We start from the raw sequence: 16682 nt of genomic DNA on the forward strand, positions 1-16682 counted from the left end.
GATTCTTCAGTCAGGTTTCCGCCATGCATCCCGCAGCCGAACATTCGCCGCTGGGCAAATCCAGCGAATACATCGCCACGTACACGCCATCCCTGCTGTTCCCGATTCCGCGCACTGCGAAATGGGCCGAGCTGGGCCTGACCGCCGAAACCCTGCCGTACAAAGGCGTGGATTTCTGGAACTGCTTCGAGCTGTCGTGGCTGCTGCCGTCGGGCAAACCGGTGGTGGCGATCGGTGAATTCAGCATTCCGGCGGATTCGCCGAACATCATCGAATCCAAGTCGTTCAAGCTGTACCTGAACTCGCTGAACCAGACGCCGTTCGCCGATATCGCGAGCCTGGAAGCGACGCTGGTCAAGGACTTGTCTGCCGCTGCCGGCAAACCGGTGGGCGTGCGGGTCCGCAGCCTGAAAGACGTCGAAGCCGAAGGCGTTGTCGCGCTGCCGGGCGTGTGCATCGACGATCTGGACATCAGCGTCAGCAACTACGAACACCCGCGTCCTGAACTGCTGCGCTGCGACGATTCGCGCGTAGTGGAGGAGAGCGTGCACAGTCATCTGCTCAAATCGAACTGCCCGGTGACCAGTCAGCCGGACTGGGGCAGCGTGGTGGTGGAATACCGTGGCGCGGCGCTGGATCACGCCAGCCTGCTGGAATACATCGTCAGCTTCCGTCAGCACTCGGACTTCCACGAGCAGTGCGTGGAGCGGATCTTCCTCGACCTGCAGCGCCTGCTGAAACCGGAAAAACTCACGGTGTTTGCGCGTTACGTACGCCGTGGTGGGCTGGACATCAACCCGTACCGCAGCACTGAAAGCGTGCAACTGCCGAACCATCGTCTGGTTCGTCAGTAACCCGCCTCGCGGACATGAAAAAGCCCTGCCAGTGATGGCAGGGCTTTTTTGCATTCGCGGGGTCTCAGATGCCCATGCTGACCAGGGAATTCATGATGTTGCGCAGTGTGCCGGCGATGGTGGGGTGATCAACTTCAAAGCGCTCAACGGCCAGGTTCACGCCATCGGCAATGTTGGAGTCCTTGGTTTTGGTTTCCAGTTCAAGTTCCAGTTCGATCTGTTCCATCAGGGCATGTAGATCAGCGCGCTCGGCTTCGGTCAGCGGAGGATTTTGATCCAGTTGCTCGCGCAGGGCATTGAGCTGTTTCTGCAGTTCTTGAGCGGGCATGGTTGTTTCCTTTTATCGAGAGGCACTTGCATAGACCGCAGCTGTGCGCCAAAGGTCTATGGCTCTCCTAAGACTAATCCACTCTTGGCCAACCTGCATGATCCCGGTCAGGGCTTTTCGCCTTTGAGGCGACGCAGGTTGATGTCCGCGAGGCAAGTGTCGAGCTCGCCCAGATGATCGATCACCGAGTGCACGCCGAGGCTGAACAGTTGTACGGTCGCCTTGCCGCGCAGTTGTTCGCGCTCCTTCTGGCTCAGGGCCTGCCATTCACTCGGCGCCAGGCCGCACAGTGAACCGCAGGACGCCAGGCCAATGGTCCACAACCCGGCATTGAGGCCCGATTGCAGCAGGCGCGGTTCGCCGCTGACCAGTACGCAACCGTCGAGGCGATCGACATTCAATCCCATCAACGCTTGCCAGCAGGCGTTGGGCGCTGGCCAAGGATTGATTGTTGCCGAATATTGCGATGGTTTGATCCAGTCTGGCAGCGCCGATGCCAGTACCTGAGTGCTCGCGGTGGACAACTCATCCAGCCAGGCGCAGGGAATTTGCTGGCGCTGCAGGCTGCGCAGGCTGTCGAGGGCGCCGGGTGTCACGTCGGCGTGTTCCGGGCCGATGCTGGTCTGATGGCGGGCGCGGGCGCCGAAGTCCACCAGACAGCCGCTGAGTCCGAACAGCACGGCGGTCAGCGTCGGTGCCGCGAGGGGCGAGGCTTCGGCTTGAGGCATGGAAAACGTCCCTGAAATAGCGATCAGGCTAGGCAACATCGGTGACAGTTGCATGACAGGCCAATGACGAAGCGTCCTACAGAGGGTTTCACCGGGGAACTGCCTAAAGCGCCGTTTCCGTCTTATACTGACGCACTAATCGCCGCGGCCCAGGTGCTGCGTCCGTACTATCCAAGGAGTTTTCTATGCGCTGGAGCCATCCTCTTGCTCAGCTTTGTGTATGTGCCAGCGTGATGCTGGTGCCGTTCGCCGCTCAGGCCGCAACGGAAGAAGACCCTTGGGAAAGCGTCAACCGTCCGATTTTCCAGTTCAACGATTTCGTCGACACCTATGCGCTGAAGCCGCTGGCGCAGGGCTACGAATTTGTTACTCCGCAATTCCTGGAAGACGGCATCCACAACATGTTCCGCAACGTCGGTGATGTCACCAACCTGGCGAACAACATTCTTCAGGCCAAACCGGCTGCGGCTGGCGTCGACACCGCGCGCCTGATCTTCAACACCACGTTCGGCCTGCTCGGTTTCTTCGACGTCGGCACCAAAATGGGCCTGAACCGCAGTGACGAAGACTTCGGCCAGACCCTCGGCTACTGGGGCGTGGGTAGCGGTCCTTACGTGATGCTGCCGCTGATGGGCCCGAGCACCCTGCGCGATGCACCGTCCAAATACGTCGACAGCTTCACCGGCCCGTACCGCTACATCAACGATGTGCCGGTGCGTAACTCGATTTTCGGCCTGAACATCGTCGACACCCGTGCCAGCCTGTTGTCCAGCGAGAAGCTGATCAGCGGCGACAAGTACACTTTCATCCGCAACGCCTACCTGCAGAACCGCGAGTTCAAGGTCAAGGACGGGCAGGTTGAAGACGATTTCTGATCTCGATTGATCGGTATGAAAGGGCGACCGCGAGGTCGCCTTTTTTGTGGGCGCGTCCAATGATCGGGTTACGGTAGAAGCCGTTCTTATAACTGCGAGTGATTTGACAAACAAAGTCTCCAAGCGACCATCGGCGCATGCTTGAAACGCTCGAAGGATGGGAGTACCGTCTGCGCCTTAGAAGGGCACCTCTGGTGCAACCGTGTGCGGCGCGAATGCTCCGAAGCGGTGCAGCAGAGAGGCTAGAAAGCGAATCCAGTAGTCTGCGCCGGGCCGTTGCCCCGCCTGCTACGCCAACCTAATTCTGGCGCCGTTTGCCCACATGCCAAAAACCAGTGCCACGCTGCTGATAATCGATGATGACGAAGTAGTGCGCGCGAGCCTCGCGGCCTATTTGGAAGACAGTGGTTTCAGCGTCTTGCAGGCCAGTAACGGCCAGCAGGGTCTTCAGGTATTCGAGCAAGACACGCCCGACTTGGTCATCTGCGATCTGCGCATGCCGCAGATGGGCGGTCTCGAACTCATCCGTCAGGTCACTGAGCGGTCGCCGCAGACACCGGTGATCGTGGTCTCGGGCGCCGGCGTGATGAACGACGCGGTCGAGGCCCTGCGCCTGGGCGCGGCGGATTACCTGATCAAGCCTCTCGAAGATCTGGCCGTGCTCGAGCACTCCGTGCGCCGGGCCCTGGATCGTGCGCGTCTGCTGCTGGAAAACCAGCGCTACCGCGAGAAACTGGAAAAGGCCAACCGCGAACTCGAAGCCAGCCTGAACCTGCTCCAGGAAGACCAGAACGCCGGTCGCCAGGTGCAGATGAACATGCTGCCGGAAAGTCCGTGGGCCATCGACGAATTCAGGTTTGCGCACCAGATCATCCCGTCGCTGTACCTGTCGGGTGATTTTGTCGACTACTTCCGGGTCGACGAGCGCCGGGTGGCGTTCTACCTGGCGGACGTGTCCGGTCATGGCGCCTCTTCGGCGTTCGTCACCGTGCTGTTGAAGTTCATGACCACGCGCCTGCTGTTCGAATCCAAGCGCAACGGCACGCTGCCGGAATTCAAGCCTTCGGAAGTCCTCGGTCATATCAACCGGGGGCTGATCAGTTGTAAGCTGGGTAAACACGTCACAATGGTCGGTGGAGTCATCGACGAGGAGACCGGTTTGTTGACCTATAGCATCGGCGGCCATCTGCCGTTGCCTGTGTTGTACACGCCTGACAGTGTTCGCTACCTCGAGGGGCGCGGTCTGCCGGTGGGGCTTTTCAACGAAGCTACCTACGAAGACCACGTGCTCGAGCTGCCACCGACGTTCAGCCTGACGCTGATGTCTGATGGCATTCTGGATCTTTTGCCAGAGCCCACACTCAAAGAGAAAGAAGCCGCTTTACCGCAAAAGGTGAAGTCGGCGGGCGGCAGCCTGGATGGTCTGCGGCAGGTTTTTGGATTGGCCACGCTAGGGGAGATGCCGGATGATATCGCCCTGTTGGTGTTGAGCAGGAATCTTTGATGAGTACCGGTAGAATCCAGTTCGCCGAGCAGGACGGCACCTTCGTCCTGAAGTTCGTCGGTGAAGTTCGCCTGACCCTGTGTTCGGCGTTGGATGCGACTATTGAAAAAATCTTCACCGCGCTGAATTTCAACGCGATCGTGATCGATTTGACCGAAACCCGCAGCATCGACAGCACCACCCTGGGCCTGCTGGCCAAGCTGTCGATCCTGTCGCGGCAGAAGGTCGGCCTGCTGCCGACCGTGGTCACCACCCACGAGGACATCACCCGTCTGCTGCAGTCGATGGGTTTCGAGCAGGTGTTCAATATCGTCAATCATCCCGTGCCGTGCCCGGAATGCCTTGATGACCTGCCGGATCAGGACCAGTCGGAAGAGGTGGTGCGGATCAAGGTGCTCGAAGCGCACAAGATCCTCATGGGCCTGAACGACTCCAACCGCGAAGCCTTCCATGACCTGGTGAATGCCCTCGAACGGCACTGATCAGCCAGACCGCAATGCACAAAAAAGGGCGAACCTGTGAGGGTTCGCCCTTTTTGCGTTTGCGCTCGGCCGATTACAGCTTGGCTTGCAGCAGCGCCTCGAGTTTTTCCTGGTCACGGGCAAACTGACGGATGCCTTCGGCCAGTTTCTCGGTGGCCATCGCGTCTTCGTTGGACAACCAGCGGAATTGCGCTTCGTTGAGGCTTAGACGCGCCTCGCCAGCGTGGCCCGGAGCGAGTTTGCGTTCCAGCTTGCCGGTGTCGGCTGCCAGTTTCTCGATCAGGTCCGGGCTGATGGTCAGGCGGTCGCAGCCGGCCAGTTGCTCGATCTGACTCAGATTGCGGAAGCTCGCGCCCATGACCACGGTCTTGTAGTCATTGGCCTTGTAGTAGTTGTAGATGCGCGTCACGGACTGCACGCCCGGATCGTCGGCACCGGTGTAGTCGTTGCCGTTGGCCTTCTTGTACCAGTCATAGATGCGGCCCACGAACGGCGAGATCAGGAACACGCCGGCATCGGCGCAGGCAGCGGCCTGAGCGAAGGAGAACAGCAGGGTCAGGTTGGTCTGGATGCCTTCCTTTTCCAGGATCTCGGCGGCGCGGATGCCTTCCCAGGTCGAGGCGATCTTGATCAGTACGCGGTCACGGCCAACGCCGGCCTTGTCGTACAGCTCGATCAGGCGGTGGGCGCGTTTGAGCACTGCGTCCTTGTCGAACGACAGGCGCGCATCCACTTCGGTGGAAATGCGGCCCGGAATGACCTTGAGGATTTCCTGGCCGACCGCGACGCCGAAACGGTCGCTGGCCAGGCCGACATCGCCCTTGCAGTCGCCGACGCTGGCGTTCAGCAGTTCAGCGTAAGCCGGGATGGCCGCTGCCTTGAGCAGCAGGGAAGGGTTGGTGGTGGCGTCGACCGGTTTGACCCGGGCAATCGCTTCGAAGTCGCCGGTGTCGGCCACGACGGTGGTGAACTGTTTGAGTTGTTCCAGCTTGGAAGTCATGAGCGTGCTCTGTCCTATGGGTCTGGTGACATTACCCGAGCGTCGACAGCCACTCAAGGGCATGTCGGCGTATCGAGCGCCCCGGCGGCAACAACCTGAAAACGGCTGTTTGAAAGGCGGGGCGCGTATCGATCAATACGATGTCAAAAAGAACCACAGGTTCAAAGCAACTGACCCGCTGTACGGCTTAATCGGCATTCAAATGCGTCGAGACCGCCGTCTGTGCCGGTTTCGGCTGGCCGTCGGAGGTCAGCAGGCCGAAATTCTTCTCCCGGTCGTTGCTGCCCGACTCGCTGTTCTTCCATTCGTAAATCGACGTCAGTGGAATGTTGAGTTTTTTAACATCGGCGATGAACGCAGAGATTTTAGTGGCTTGCCCTTCCGGCCCGCCGTTGGAGGCGAGCGCCGAGACGCCCCATTCACTGATAACGCCCGGCAGACGGAAGTTTTGCTGGATGAAGGTCTGCGCGTTACTGATCTGCGTCGCGGTCATGCCGTAGGGGTGATAGGAAATGGCGTCCAGGCACTCAGGATAAGTGCCGAGGATGCTGTTGAGGGCCACGGTCGAGGCGGAGCCGGCCGTTGGCGGACGGGCAAAACCGAAGCCCACCAGAGGCGTCGATTGCGGTTTGCCCTGCAGCGTCTTGCACATGGCCGTCATGAACGGCACGAAGGTGTTCTTGAAGTCTCCAGTGGGCCAGTAGGTGTCGAGGTCCGGCTCATTCCAGATTTCGATCCCCACCAGTTGCGCGCTCCAGGCTTGCTCAAGCCCGCTCACCGCGTTGGCAAAGGCTTCACCGGCGGTGGTCAGGTCACCGGTCAAGGGTTTGGTGGCGCGAACGGTCATCAAGACCGGCAACCCGGCGGACCGCGCCGTCGCAAACGCATCGCTGATCTGTTTCTGGTAGGCCTTGCCGCCGAGGCTGTCGCTCCAGACGCCGAAGCGCACAAAGCTGAATCCGGCCGCTTTGATCTGCTCGGCGTCCGCCGGGGTGAAGTTCTGGATCTTGACCTGAACGCCAATGGTTCGGGTGGGCAATGACGGGAACAGCGTACTGGCGTGAACCTGCGCGGTGGCACTGAGCGTCAACAGGGCGGCGGCACCCAGATGTTTGAGATGTGCTGATTTCATGTCGGCTCTCCTGATGAGAATGACATCTAGCGAAGGGTTATCTCGTTACACAGGTTTCGAGGGCAATAAGGATGCTAAGTGCACGAATGTTATTTTTTGTCGGAAAACTTTCGCCTGAAAATCACAGTTATTTTTAGTCCGGTAATTCTGGTTGGGGGACTTTTAGAGGCCGTGGTACTTAATGCATCGGTATTAAGGGTGAATCTATTTCCGAGTGAAGGAAGGTCTTGCGGGTTCATTCGAATTTGCAAGGCATGTTGGCCGATTGACATTACACGGGAAAGTAAACCTTGTTCAAAAAGATTCTTGTCGTTTGCGTAGGCAATATCTGCCGAAGTCCGACAGCGGAACTTCTGTTGCGCAATGCACTGACACCCTCGGCGATCAGCGTGACCTCCGCAGGCCTGTCTGCACGGGTCGGCGAAGGCATGGAGTCGACCGCGCGCCGGGTGCTGGAAGACCGCGGGCACAGTGCCGAAGGGTTCAAGGCGCGGCAACTGACAGCAGACATCGTCAATGAATCAGACCTGATTCTGGTCATGGAAAAACAACATGTTAATCAAGTACTGAAGATTGCCTCTCACGCCAGGGGCAAAGTGTTTCTGCTGGGCAAGTGGCAGAGCGAACGAGAAATACAGGACCCGTACCGTCAGGGGCAAGCCGCTTTTATTCATGCCCATGCATTGATTGAAGATGCTGTTAGCTCATGGGCGCAACGCCTGGCGCGTTGATGAATATTCTTCAGTTCAGTGAATGGTAAGAAAGACTTATGCAGTTACCGTCAGTAATAGGCACCCGCGACAACGATCAAGACAGTATTGATCTTCTCGGCATCTTCGGCAGCCTGATCGATCAGAAATGGTTGATCGGTGCGTTCACCGGCGCGTTCATGATGACCGGTGTGGCCTATGCGATTTTGGCCACGCCGGTGTACCTGGCCAACGCGCTGGTGCAGGTCGAACCGAAAAAGAACGACATGCTCGGTTTTTCCGACCTCAACAGCATGCTCGGCGGGCAATCGCCGTCGGTGACCGAAATCGGCATCATCAAATCCCGCGCGGTAATCGGCAAAACGGTCGACGATCTGCGCCTGGACATCGACGTCACCCCCAACACCTTCCCGCTGATCGGCGGCTTTCTTTCCCGGCGCTATCGCGGTGAGACCGAACTCAGCGTCGCGCCGCCGCGTTTCGGCCTGAGCAGCTACGCCTGGGGCGGTGAACGCCTGGAGTTTGCGAAGCTCAATCTGCCCAAGGAACTGCTGGGCAAGAAACTCACCCTGATTGCCGGCGAACAACATCGCTTTCAGCTGTTGGACGACAACGACAACCTGCTGGTCGAAGGCGTGGCGGGCGAAGCCTTCGCGCAGGACGGCGTAGAAGGGCAGGTCGCGCAACTGTTGGCCAATCCCGGGACCCGTTTCGAAGTGGTGCGCAACCCACGAATCGTGACCATCCAGGGTTATCAGGACGCGCTGGACATCTCCGAGCAAGGCAAGGAGTCCGGCATCATCCGTCTGGCCCTGGCCAGCAGCGACGCCGCCGAAGCGGTGAAGATCCTCAACAAGATCGCCGCGCTGTACGTCGATCAGAACGTGCGCCGCACCTCCGCCGAAGCGGCGCAAAGCCTGGCCTTCCTGCAAAGCCAGTTGCCGCAGGTCAAGCGTGACCTGGCCAAGGCCAGCGATGCGCTCAACGCCTACCAGACCCACGGCAAGACCGTGAACATCTCCATGGAAACCCAATCGGTGCTCGGCCAGTCCGTGGCGCTCGAAACGCGGATTTCCGAGCTGAAACTGCAACAGGCGGAGATGGATCGCAAGTTCACCAAACAGCACCCGGCCTACCGCGCGCTGATGACCCAGATTGGCGAATTGACCCAGCAACAGCGCTCGCTGGAAGGCAAGGTTCAGGACCTGCCAGCCACGCAGCAGGAACTGCTCAACCTGACCCGCGATGTCGAAGTCGCCTCGCAGATCTACACCCAGTTGCTGAACAAATCCCAGGAGCTGGACATCGTTCGCGCGGGCGCTGTGGGTAACGTGCGTCTGGTGGATACGGCGGATGTCGACCTGACCAGCCCGGTCAAACCGAAAAAAGCCCTGATCGTGTTGATCGCCACCTTCCTCGGCGCCTTCGTCGGCGTAGCGCTGGTGCTGTTGCGCAAATCCCTGAGCAAGGGCCTGGAGGGGCCGGAAGGCATCGAGCAGCTCGGCTTGCCGGTCTACGCGTCGATTCCCTACAGCGCCCTGCAACAGGAAGAGGACAGCAAAAAAGTCCGGGCCAAAGTCGCGGCGGACACGCCGGCGTATCTGCTGGCCCTGCGCAACCCGACGGACCTGTCTATCGAATCGATCCGCAGCCTGCGCACCTGCCTGCACTTCGCCGCACTGGATTCGACCAACAACCGCATCATGATTTCCGGCCCGAGCCCGCAGGTCGGCAAGACCTTCGTCTCTTCCAACCTCGCAGCGGTCATGGCGCAAAGCGGACAGCGCGTGGTGCTGATCGACGCCGACATGCGCAAGGGGCATCTGCACAAGACGCTGAACACGCCGATCACCAACGGCTTGTCCGATCTGCTGGTCAAGCGCTGCACCCTCGAACAGGCGATCAACAAGGTTGAAGTCGACAACCTGCACTTCATCAGCCGTGGCCAAGTCCCGCCCAACCCTTCCGAACTGTTGATGCACGCCAATTTCCGCGACCTGCTGGCGCAACTCAGCGAGCGCTATGACGTGGTGATCATCGACACGCCACCGCTGCTGGCGGTGACCGATGCGGCGATTGTCGGTCGCGAAGCCGGCATCAGCCTGATCGTCGCCCGGTTCGGGGTGAACCCGGCCAAGGAAATCGAGATGACGATCCGGCGTTTCGCCCAGAACGGTATCGAGTTGAAAGGCGCGGTGTTCAACGGCGTCGAGAAGCGCGCGGCCAGCTATTACGGCAACGGCAGCTATTACAACTACGAATACGCGTCCGACCAGTCCTGAAATTCAGCGACGGTTCTTACAGGCATGAAAGTGGGTGAGTTGTGAAAAAAATACTGCACGTGGCGGAAACGATCAAAGGTGGGGTGGCGACGGTCATCCGCACGATTTCGGCGGCTCCGGAAGACGGGCGCTATGAGCTGGTGTATCTGGTCCCGCTCGACCAGAAGAAAGAACTGCACGGCATCGATCCACAGCAGATCCGCACCTTCGCCCGAAGTGGGCGGAATGTGCGGTCGCTGCTGCGTTTTGCCTGGCAACTGGCGCGGGTCCTGCTCAAGGAAAAACCCGACGTGGTGCATTTGCACAGCACCTTTTCCGGGGTGATCGGCCGTTGCGTGTGCGTGCTCCTGCGGCCGTGGCGCAAGCCGAAAATCGTCTACTGCCCGCATGCGTTCTCGTTCCTGATGGAAAGTTCGCCGATCAAGCAGAAAGTCTATGCGGGGATCGAACGGGTGCTGCAGAAGGTCACGGACACGATCATCTGCGTCAGCCAGTTCGAGCTGGACAAGGCCGCGAAGTTTGGCATCGAGCGCAAGCGCATGACGCTGATCTACAACGGCATCGATCACAAGCATGAAGAACGCAAGGCCAACGATCCGGCACCGATTCATCTGCTGTTCGTCGGTCGCCTCGACTACCAGAAAGGCTTCGACGTATTGCTCAAGGCTTACAGCGAAGCAAAGCGCAGCGACCTGAAACTGACGGTGGTGGGCAGTGCAGTGAACGAGGACGTGGTCGAATGTCCGCCGCTGGACGGGGTGGAATACCTGCCCTGGGTGACCCCAACCGAAGTGCACGCGCTGTATCAGAAAGCCGATGCGCTGATCGTGCCGAGCCGCTGGGAAGGCTTTGCCATGGTGCCGCTGGAAGGCATGGCGCTGGGCCTGCCGGTGATTGCCAGCGACTGCACGTCGTTGCCCGAACTGGTCACCCATGGTGTGTCCGGTTACGTGTTCCCTGCCGGTGATCACCAGGCGCTGGCCGATCGCCTGAAGAAAATCCAGAAGCCTGCGTTGTCGGCCCTCGGCATCGAAGGTCGGCGCATCGTCCGCGAGCGTTTCAGCGCCGCGTTGATGATCCGCCAGACCTACGACGTGTATTCCGCTCCCTCTTATTAAGTAGAACTCCGCTCATGAACGTAACGATTTTGCATGGCTACAGTGCCTCCAACTCCGGTGATGGTCTGCTGGTCGATCTGGCCATTGCGCTGGTGCAGCGCAACTTTGGCGAAGACACCGCGATCAGTGTGGTGGCTTCCGACCCGGACTCTTTCAAGTACCTGCCGCACCCGCGCTTCGATGCGCCAGTCATGGCGGCCAAGGGCCTGGGCCGGGTCAAGCAGGCGGTGTTCCTCAATCAGTCCTACGCGGGGCTGGCGGATCTGTTGAAGAAAACCGATCTGATCGTCGGCGTCGGCGGCGGCTACATGCGTTCGAAGAGCGCCTTCGAGCACATCAAGCTGAAACTCGGCCACGCCAAGCAGCTGGAAACCGCGATCCTCAGCAAAGTGCCGTCGGTGTACCTGCCGCAAAGCATCGGGCCGTTCCACGGCGACAGCGACAAGATCGTCGGCCACTACGCCAGCGCCGACGCGGTGTTCGTACGCGATAACCGCTCCTCGGCATTGTTCGATGCCTGTGAAAATGTCTACCGCGCACCGGACCTCGCAGTGCAGGCCCTGGCCGGCAAGATCCTTCAGCAACCCAAGTTCACCCGCTGCGCTTCGACGCCGGCCACGGTGTGCGTGGTGCTGCGCAAACCGCCGGCGTGGAGCAAGGAAAAGAAGCTGGACTACGTGGCCAACCTGAAAGTGCTGCTGCAGCGCTTGAAGAACAAAAGCAAAGTGGTCTGTGCGGTGCAGAGCGCCGTGCGTGGTAACGATGACGGCGCGTTCTATCGCGAACTGGGCATCACCGAGGACCTGTTGCCGTTGAAGGCGACACTGGCCAAATACCAACCGGACCTGGTGATTTCCGTACGCCTGCACGGCGCGATCGAATCGCTGCTCTCGGGTGTCCCGGCGTATCACATCAGCTACGAGCGCAAAGGCTTTGGCGCCTATCAGGACATGGGCGTCGAAGACTGGGTCATCAACGGCGGCGACATCAATGTCGACACCATCATCGACACGGTTTACGCACCGGACGCCCTGTCGAATTTCGGCAAACGCCTGACCGACACCTGCCGCGAGATCGAGGCGAAAACCGTGGCCATGGACGACATCATCAAGGGCGTCATTCGATGATATTCCGGCTGTTGCTGCGCGGCGGAGCACTGGGCGCGAAGTTCTTGCTGGTGCTCGCCATCACCCATTACCTCGGTTACGAGGCGCTGGGTTTTTACGGCGTGGTGGTCGCGGCGTCGTTGATCGCGTCGAAATTCTACAGCGTCGGTTTCAGTTCCGAGATCAACCGGCTGATCAGCGTGGGCGGCAGTTCGCGCCGGGTCGTGGACAAGGTGCTGCTGCTGTACCTGGCCGTGGGCCTGGCGTTGTCGGTGCTGACGGTGGTGATTTATTCACTGTTCCAGTCGGTGGAAGCGACCACCGCGCTGATCGCCTGCGTGACGCTGGTGCTGCTCACCGAACACCTGTCATTCGAGATCAACTCGTTCGTGTTTTCCGCGCAGAAAGCTACACCGGGTGCCTTGCTGTTTTTCATCAAAAGCGGCCTCTGGGCACTGTTGGCCGTAGGTGGAATGATGCTCGGCTGGGTCTCGGGCATTGCCAGCGTACTGTGGCTGTGGGTCATCGCCAACGTGTCGGTGATCGTAGCCGGTTACCTCATAGTGGTGAGCGCTCACCGCGGGCGTGAGGAAGGGGAACTGGCGACGTCGACCGTGTGGAAGGCAGGTTTGCCGTTTTACCTGGGCACGGGTCTGGTTGCGCTCAGTCAATGTGTCGAGCGCTTTCTGATCGTCGACCTCGAACCTTACGCCAGTCTCGGTAAGTATGTGTACGCCTGGTCGGCGGCCAATACGTTGCAGGCGTTGTCCTACGCGGTGGTGGCAGTGGTCGGTATTCCGGTGCTCGCCAAGCGTTTTCAGGGTGATCAGCAAGCGTTCACGGTCAGGCACTTGTTTATCAACAAATGGGTCATGCGTTCGCTGCTCGTGTCAGCCTCAGTGGCGGCAGGGATTTATCTGTTCTTCAACATCGTTCTCGATTACGTCGCGACATCGGTGCCACGCCCGGACAATGGAGTCCTCGGTGTGCTGATCTTTTCCTTCGCTCTGCGCGCCATTGGCGACATCGTCTGGGGGGGGCTGATCGCTTCGAAAAACAGCCGGGTTTCCCTTGCCAGCGCGGCCATTTGCCTGCTGGTGTCGGTGCCGGTCAGTTACGTGTTGATCAAGCATTATTCGATTTACGGAGCGGCTTGGGGCAGTGTCTTCGGGATCACCGTGCAGCTCGCCGTGATCGCGCTGCTGACCCGTGCCACGCGGGCGAAAAAGGCTGTCGTGTCATGGGCCTGAAACTGCCGTGCATCGAGTTTCGTGGTCGGCGTCTCGATTCCTCGCTGTCGTTCCTGATCCTGTTCACCGGGCTGTTTCTGTCGGTGGCGATGCCGCTGCTGGTGCCGCGCGATCCGGGCCCGGACGCGATGACCCTGTGGTCGTCCTATGCCCGGGCCGACAATTGTAATTTCTGGAACCCGTTCTCGCCGGATCGCTCGTCCTACGAGTGTTCGGCGTTCCTGCTGCGGCCCACCGGGATCAACCTGACCAACGCCTGGGCCTACGGGATGTTCTGCAACTTTTTCCTCACGGCGATTCCCGTGGTGGTGTTCCGGCGCATGCCGCTGACCATCTTCGGCACCCTGTGCCTGTGGGGCATCGTGCGTTCGTTTTTCCTGGAAAACCTGACCAAGGAAATCATCGTGTCGGTGGCGGTGCTGAGCATTCTGTTCAGCTCGCTGACGCGCAAATATCGCGGCGGTTTTTTCCTCTCGGCGGTGATCTACGGCGTGCTGATCCGGCCCTACTGGATTTTGTTTTCGCTGTCCTGGGTCGGCGTCTGCGTGATGAAGAAATACGTCTCGCGCACCACCTTCTTCCTGATGCTGTTCCTGTTCTATCTCGCAGTTGCAATGGCGATCCAATTGGCGCTGGGCTTTCCGGTGTCGTCGATTCGTGCCAGCAACAACGAACTGCGCACGGCGGGCGAGGAGGGGTCCAAATCGCTGATCGTCTCGTGGCTCAGCGGCAGCGACTTCGTCTCGCAGGCCCTGGACTCGATGATCATTTTCTTCCGCTTGTCGTTCCCCGTAGAGCTGATTCTGCTGTCCGGGCCGGGTCAGGTGATCTTCGTCGCGTTGATGATCATGACCGCGCTGCTGCTGTTCAAAGTCATCACCTCGACCGATTACAAGGGCGCACCGATCCAGACCAAACCCAAGGAACTGATCGCGATTCCGCTGGCGTTTCTGCTGGTTCAAGGCTTGTTCGAGCCGGACTTCGGTTCGTTCGCCCGGCACTTTTCGATGGTGGTACCGGTGCTGTTCGTGGGCCTGGGGTTGATGTTGCGGGCGAACAAACCGGTGAAGGTTGAATCAAGAATTCTGAATTGAGGCGGGTGCTTTATGTCGAGCAAGAAAAAGTCCCTGGAGATCGAAACCCTGCGTGGCCTGGCGTGCCTGTTGCTGGTGCTCTATCACGTGATCGGACCGTTGGGCGGTGGTTTGAAAATCGACCTCGGCTCGCCGTTCCGGGTGATCGCCGATTCGATGGTGTACGTGCGCATGCCGCTGTTCACCTTCATCTCCGGCTACATCTATTCCCTCTACAAGATTCGCGGCAATGATTTTTCCGCGTTCTTCAGCGGCAAGGTGCGGCGGCTGATCGTGCCGCTGTTTTGCGTGGGGGTGCCGTTCTCGGTATTGCAGGCGGTGGGGCCGGGCGTGAACAAGGACGTCAGCGTGATGGATGCGCTGTTGTCGTTCTACGTGCCGATCAACCACTTCTGGTTTCTGCAGGCGGTGTTCATCATTTTCATGTTCGTCGGCCTGCTGGAGTGGCGCGGTTTGTTGCGTACACCGACGCGCCTGTACCTGTTGTTCGCCTTCGCGGCGGCGGTGTTCCTGTTGCCGCCGTTTCCCGTGGACGCGTTCGGCATCAACGGGGCGATTTATCTGCTGCCGTTCTTCGTGGCGGGCATGATCGGCCAGGAGAAAGTCAGCGAGCTTAAGCAGACGTTCAAGGTGATCGGACCGCTGGTGTTTGTGCTGATCTCGCTGACGCTGCTGTACGTGGCGGCGGTGGATCGCGAGCTGATTGTCGACCGCCGCAGCCTGATCGGCCTGACGGTGGGCTGCGTATCCTGCATCGCGTTACTGTCGAGTGACATGCGCTCGAAGACGCTGACCTGGCTTGGCGGTTACTCCTACGCGATTTTCCTCTTTCACGTATTGTTCGCCGCTACGTCGCGTTCGATCCTCGGCCGCCTGGGTGTGAAGGACGAAAGCGTGCTGGTGTTCTGCGGTTTGACGTGTGGCTTGCTCGGGCCTGTGGTGTTGTCGATGATTTTCAGTCGGTTCAACTTCACTTCCGTGCTGTTTCTCGGCGAACGTGCGGCGACGAAAAAGAAACCGGCGGCGACGATCGCTCCGGTGGCGCAGACCCGATGAAGGAAGCGATTCATGCTGGCTGTTGATGATGTGCCGCCGGTGGCGGCGTCGGTGGTGCAGGTCGGCGACGCTCGCGAGCGGTTTGGCCAGTGGCGTGAAGGCAAGGCCGGCAAGGTGTTGTCGATCTCGGTGATCGGTGACAGCTACAGCGCGGGGCAGGATTTCTACCTGAACAAACTGGTGCAGCGCGTGGCCGGGGAGGTCGGGTTCGCCGGGCCGGGTTATGTCGGGTTCAACCACGGCGCAGCGCTCGGCGGCACGCATTTCAAGTACACCCGCAGCAGCGAAAAATACTTCGGCGGCGACTGGCAGGTCTCCGGCCTCGGCCAGGCCAGCCCCGACAGCCGCACGGTGACCGGCCACCCCGGCGCCTGGCTGCAAGTCGAGGCCAGCCCGACGCCTGCCATCAACACCGCAGTCACTCAGGCGAAACTGCTCTACCTCGGCAACGGCGAGTCCAGTGAGTTGCGTTATCGCTGGTCACCCTCCGCCGACTGGCAGCCGTTGAAACTCGCGGGCGAGGGCGTACAGGAAGTTCCGCTGCCCGGTACGTCGGCCGCGACCGATTGGGCCTTCAGGCTGGAAGTGGTGAAAGGCGCGCCGACCCTGTTCGGTCTGTGGCTGAGCAACGATCAAAACGGGGTTCGGGTCTCGAAACTGGCGGCGTCCGGCGCGGCGTCCGCTGATTTCTACCACGACGATGCCCGCTGGCAGGCGCAGTGGAAAGCCGTGGTTTCGAAGATCCCCGCAGACATTTACCTGATCATGCTCGGTGGCAACGATCAGGGTTTTGGCGTGAAGCCCGAGCAGTATCTGCATAACGTTCAGGGTCTGGTCGGCATGCTCCGCGAGATTCAACCGGCGGCGAGCATCAACCTGATCCTGCGTCAGGACACCACCCGCTCCAGTGCGTATCCGATGTCGGCTTATGCGCAGGTCATTGAGCCCTGGGCCCGTGAGCAGCAACTGGGTTATGCCAATCTGCAATGCGCGTTCGGCACCGACGTCAAACGCTACGCGGCGGCCATGATCGGACCGGACAAGATTCATCCGGTGCCGGCCACGGGCGGGCGGGTGATTGCCGATTATTTCTACCGGTGGGTCGTGGGCGGGCAACAAAAAGTCTCGCCACAGGACAACTGTGGCGAGACTTCGAAGTAGCC

The 16682-nt window shown here is 59.8% G+C and carries 16 protein-coding genes; 12 read left to right on the forward strand and 4 right to left on the reverse strand.

The window, feature by feature from the left end; genetic code table 11:
- Positions 1-23: 23 nt before the first annotated feature.
- Positions 24-854, forward strand: a complete 831-nt coding sequence (gene queF / locus CAG25_RS20505; RefSeq protein ID WP_085608218.1) for an NADPH-dependent 7-cyano-7-deazaguanine reductase QueF — start codon at positions 24-26, stop codon at positions 852-854.
- Between the two features lie 64 nt (positions 855-918).
- Here the strand turns inward: queF and CAG25_RS20510 are convergent, their stop codons facing one another.
- Together CAG25_RS20510 and CAG25_RS20515 are read right to left on the reverse strand one after the other, a co-directional pair.
- Positions 919-1182: a DUF4404 family protein gene (locus CAG25_RS20510; protein WP_039772780.1), complete on the reverse strand. Its 264-nt coding sequence runs from the start codon at positions 1180-1182 to the stop codon at positions 919-921.
- Between the two features lie 107 nt (positions 1183-1289).
- Complete coding sequence (locus CAG25_RS20515; RefSeq protein ID WP_085613131.1) at positions 1290-1910, reverse strand: phosphatase; 621 nt, start codon at positions 1908-1910, stop codon at positions 1290-1292.
- A gap of 185 nt (positions 1911-2095) precedes the next feature.
- On the opposite strand from CAG25_RS20515, the gene CAG25_RS20520 reads away from it, so the two are divergent.
- From CAG25_RS20520 to rssC, 3 genes are all read left to right on the forward strand, one after another.
- Complete coding sequence (locus tag CAG25_RS20520) at positions 2096-2785, forward strand: VacJ family lipoprotein (RefSeq protein ID WP_011335174.1); 690 nt, start codon at positions 2096-2098, stop codon at positions 2783-2785.
- A gap of 322 nt (positions 2786-3107) precedes the next feature.
- Positions 3108-4289, forward strand: coding sequence for a two-component system response regulator RssB (rssB, locus tag CAG25_RS20525; RefSeq protein ID WP_041475374.1), 1182 nt, complete (start codon positions 3108-3110; stop codon positions 4287-4289).
- Entirely contained in the window at positions 4289-4771 is a 483-nt protein-coding gene (rssC, locus tag CAG25_RS20530) for an anti-sigma factor antagonist RssC (RefSeq protein ID WP_003226553.1), read from the forward strand. Before rssB ends, rssC begins: the two co-directional genes overlap by 1 nt.
- Before the next feature lie 73 nt (positions 4772-4844).
- Here rssC and tal read toward each other — a convergent pair whose 3' ends face one another.
- Together tal and CAG25_RS20540 are read right to left on the reverse strand one after the other, a co-directional pair.
- Complete coding sequence (gene tal / locus CAG25_RS20535) at positions 4845-5771, reverse strand: transaldolase (protein WP_039772777.1); 927 nt, start codon at positions 5769-5771, stop codon at positions 4845-4847.
- Positions 5772-5958: 187 nt separating this feature from the next.
- On the reverse strand, positions 5959-6903 hold the full coding sequence (locus CAG25_RS20540; protein ID WP_085613132.1) for a glycosyl hydrolase family 5: 945 nt from the start codon (positions 6901-6903) through the stop codon (positions 5959-5961).
- Positions 6904-7193: 290 nt separating this feature from the next.
- On the opposite strand from CAG25_RS20540, the gene CAG25_RS20545 reads away from it, so the two are divergent.
- From CAG25_RS20545 to CAG25_RS20580, 8 genes are read left to right on the forward strand one after another with little or no spacing between them, the layout of a single operon-like run.
- Positions 7194-7634 (forward strand): low molecular weight protein-tyrosine-phosphatase, encoded by a 441-nt coding sequence (locus CAG25_RS20545; protein ID WP_064598094.1) that lies wholly within the window; start codon positions 7194-7196, stop codon positions 7632-7634.
- Between the two features lie 38 nt (positions 7635-7672).
- Positions 7673-9895 carry a polysaccharide biosynthesis tyrosine autokinase gene (locus CAG25_RS20550; protein ID WP_074689229.1) on the forward strand — a complete coding sequence of 741 codons (2223 nt, stop codon included), beginning with the start codon at positions 7673-7675 and terminating at the stop codon, positions 9893-9895.
- A gap of 41 nt (positions 9896-9936) precedes the next feature.
- Positions 9937-11013: a glycosyltransferase gene (locus tag CAG25_RS20555; RefSeq protein ID WP_085613133.1), complete on the forward strand. Its 1077-nt coding sequence runs from the start codon at positions 9937-9939 to the stop codon at positions 11011-11013.
- Positions 11014-11027: 14 nt separating this feature from the next.
- Positions 11028-12140: a polysaccharide pyruvyl transferase family protein gene (locus tag CAG25_RS20560; protein ID WP_085613134.1), complete on the forward strand. Its 1113-nt coding sequence runs from the start codon at positions 11028-11030 to the stop codon at positions 12138-12140.
- The gene (locus CAG25_RS20565; RefSeq protein WP_085613135.1) at positions 12137-13369 is read left to right on the forward strand and encodes a polysaccharide biosynthesis C-terminal domain-containing protein; all 1233 of its coding nucleotides are present in this window, start codon (positions 12137-12139) and stop codon (positions 13367-13369) included. Before CAG25_RS20560 ends, CAG25_RS20565 begins: the two co-directional genes overlap by 4 nt.
- A complete protein-coding gene (locus CAG25_RS20570) occupies positions 13360-14463 on the forward strand; it encodes a hypothetical protein (protein ID WP_011335164.1) in 1104 nt (367 codons plus the stop codon). Before CAG25_RS20565 ends, CAG25_RS20570 begins: the two co-directional genes overlap by 10 nt.
- 12 nt (positions 14464-14475) lie before the next feature.
- Entirely contained in the window at positions 14476-15519 is a 1044-nt protein-coding gene (locus CAG25_RS20575; protein ID WP_085613136.1) for an acyltransferase family protein, read from the forward strand.
- Between the two features lie 12 nt (positions 15520-15531).
- Complete coding sequence (locus CAG25_RS20580) at positions 15532-16680, forward strand: GDSL-type esterase/lipase family protein (RefSeq protein WP_085613137.1); 1149 nt, start codon at positions 15532-15534, stop codon at positions 16678-16680.
- The last annotated feature ends 2 nt before the right edge of the window (positions 16681-16682 follow it).

The sequence above is a fragment of the Pseudomonas sp. B16(2017) genome (genome assembly GCF_002113205.1).
Taxonomy (GTDB): domain Bacteria; phylum Pseudomonadota; class Gammaproteobacteria; order Pseudomonadales; family Pseudomonadaceae; genus Aquipseudomonas; species Aquipseudomonas pharyngis.

Excerpts from the sequence above, each read along its gene's own strand:
- CAG25_RS20540 (WP_085613132.1), bottom strand. The coding sequence starts at position 6,903 with ATGAAATCAGCACATCTCAAACATCTGGGTGCCGCCGCCCTGTTGACG.
- CAG25_RS20575 (WP_085613136.1), top strand. The coding sequence starts at position 14,476 with ATGTCGAGCAAGAAAAAGTCCCTGGAGATCGAAACCCTGCGTGGCCTG.
- CAG25_RS20550 (WP_074689229.1), top strand. The coding sequence starts at position 7,673 with ATGCAGTTACCGTCAGTAATAGGCACCCGCGACAACGATCAAGACAGT.
- CAG25_RS20515 (WP_085613131.1), bottom strand. The coding sequence starts at position 1,910 with ATGCCTCAAGCCGAAGCCTCGCCCCTCGCGGCACCGACGCTGACCGCC.
- CAG25_RS20560 (WP_085613134.1), top strand. The coding sequence starts at position 11,028 with ATGAACGTAACGATTTTGCATGGCTACAGTGCCTCCAACTCCGGTGAT.
- rssB (WP_041475374.1), top strand. The coding sequence starts at position 3,108 with ATGCCAAAAACCAGTGCCACGCTGCTGATAATCGATGATGACGAAGTA.
- CAG25_RS20565 (WP_085613135.1), top strand. The coding sequence starts at position 12,137 with ATGATATTCCGGCTGTTGCTGCGCGGCGGAGCACTGGGCGCGAAGTTC.
- tal (WP_039772777.1), bottom strand. The coding sequence starts at position 5,771 with ATGACTTCCAAGCTGGAACAACTCAAACAGTTCACCACCGTCGTGGCC.
- CAG25_RS20570 (WP_011335164.1), top strand. The coding sequence starts at position 13,360 with ATGGGCCTGAAACTGCCGTGCATCGAGTTTCGTGGTCGGCGTCTCGAT.
- queF (WP_085608218.1), top strand. The coding sequence starts at position 24 with ATGCATCCCGCAGCCGAACATTCGCCGCTGGGCAAATCCAGCGAATAC.
- CAG25_RS20510 (WP_039772780.1), bottom strand. The coding sequence starts at position 1,182 with ATGCCCGCTCAAGAACTGCAGAAACAGCTCAATGCCCTGCGCGAGCAA.
- CAG25_RS20580 (WP_085613137.1), top strand. The coding sequence starts at position 15,532 with ATGCTGGCTGTTGATGATGTGCCGCCGGTGGCGGCGTCGGTGGTGCAG.
- rssC (WP_003226553.1), top strand. The coding sequence starts at position 4,289 with ATGAGTACCGGTAGAATCCAGTTCGCCGAGCAGGACGGCACCTTCGTC.
- CAG25_RS20520 (WP_011335174.1), top strand. The coding sequence starts at position 2,096 with ATGCGCTGGAGCCATCCTCTTGCTCAGCTTTGTGTATGTGCCAGCGTG.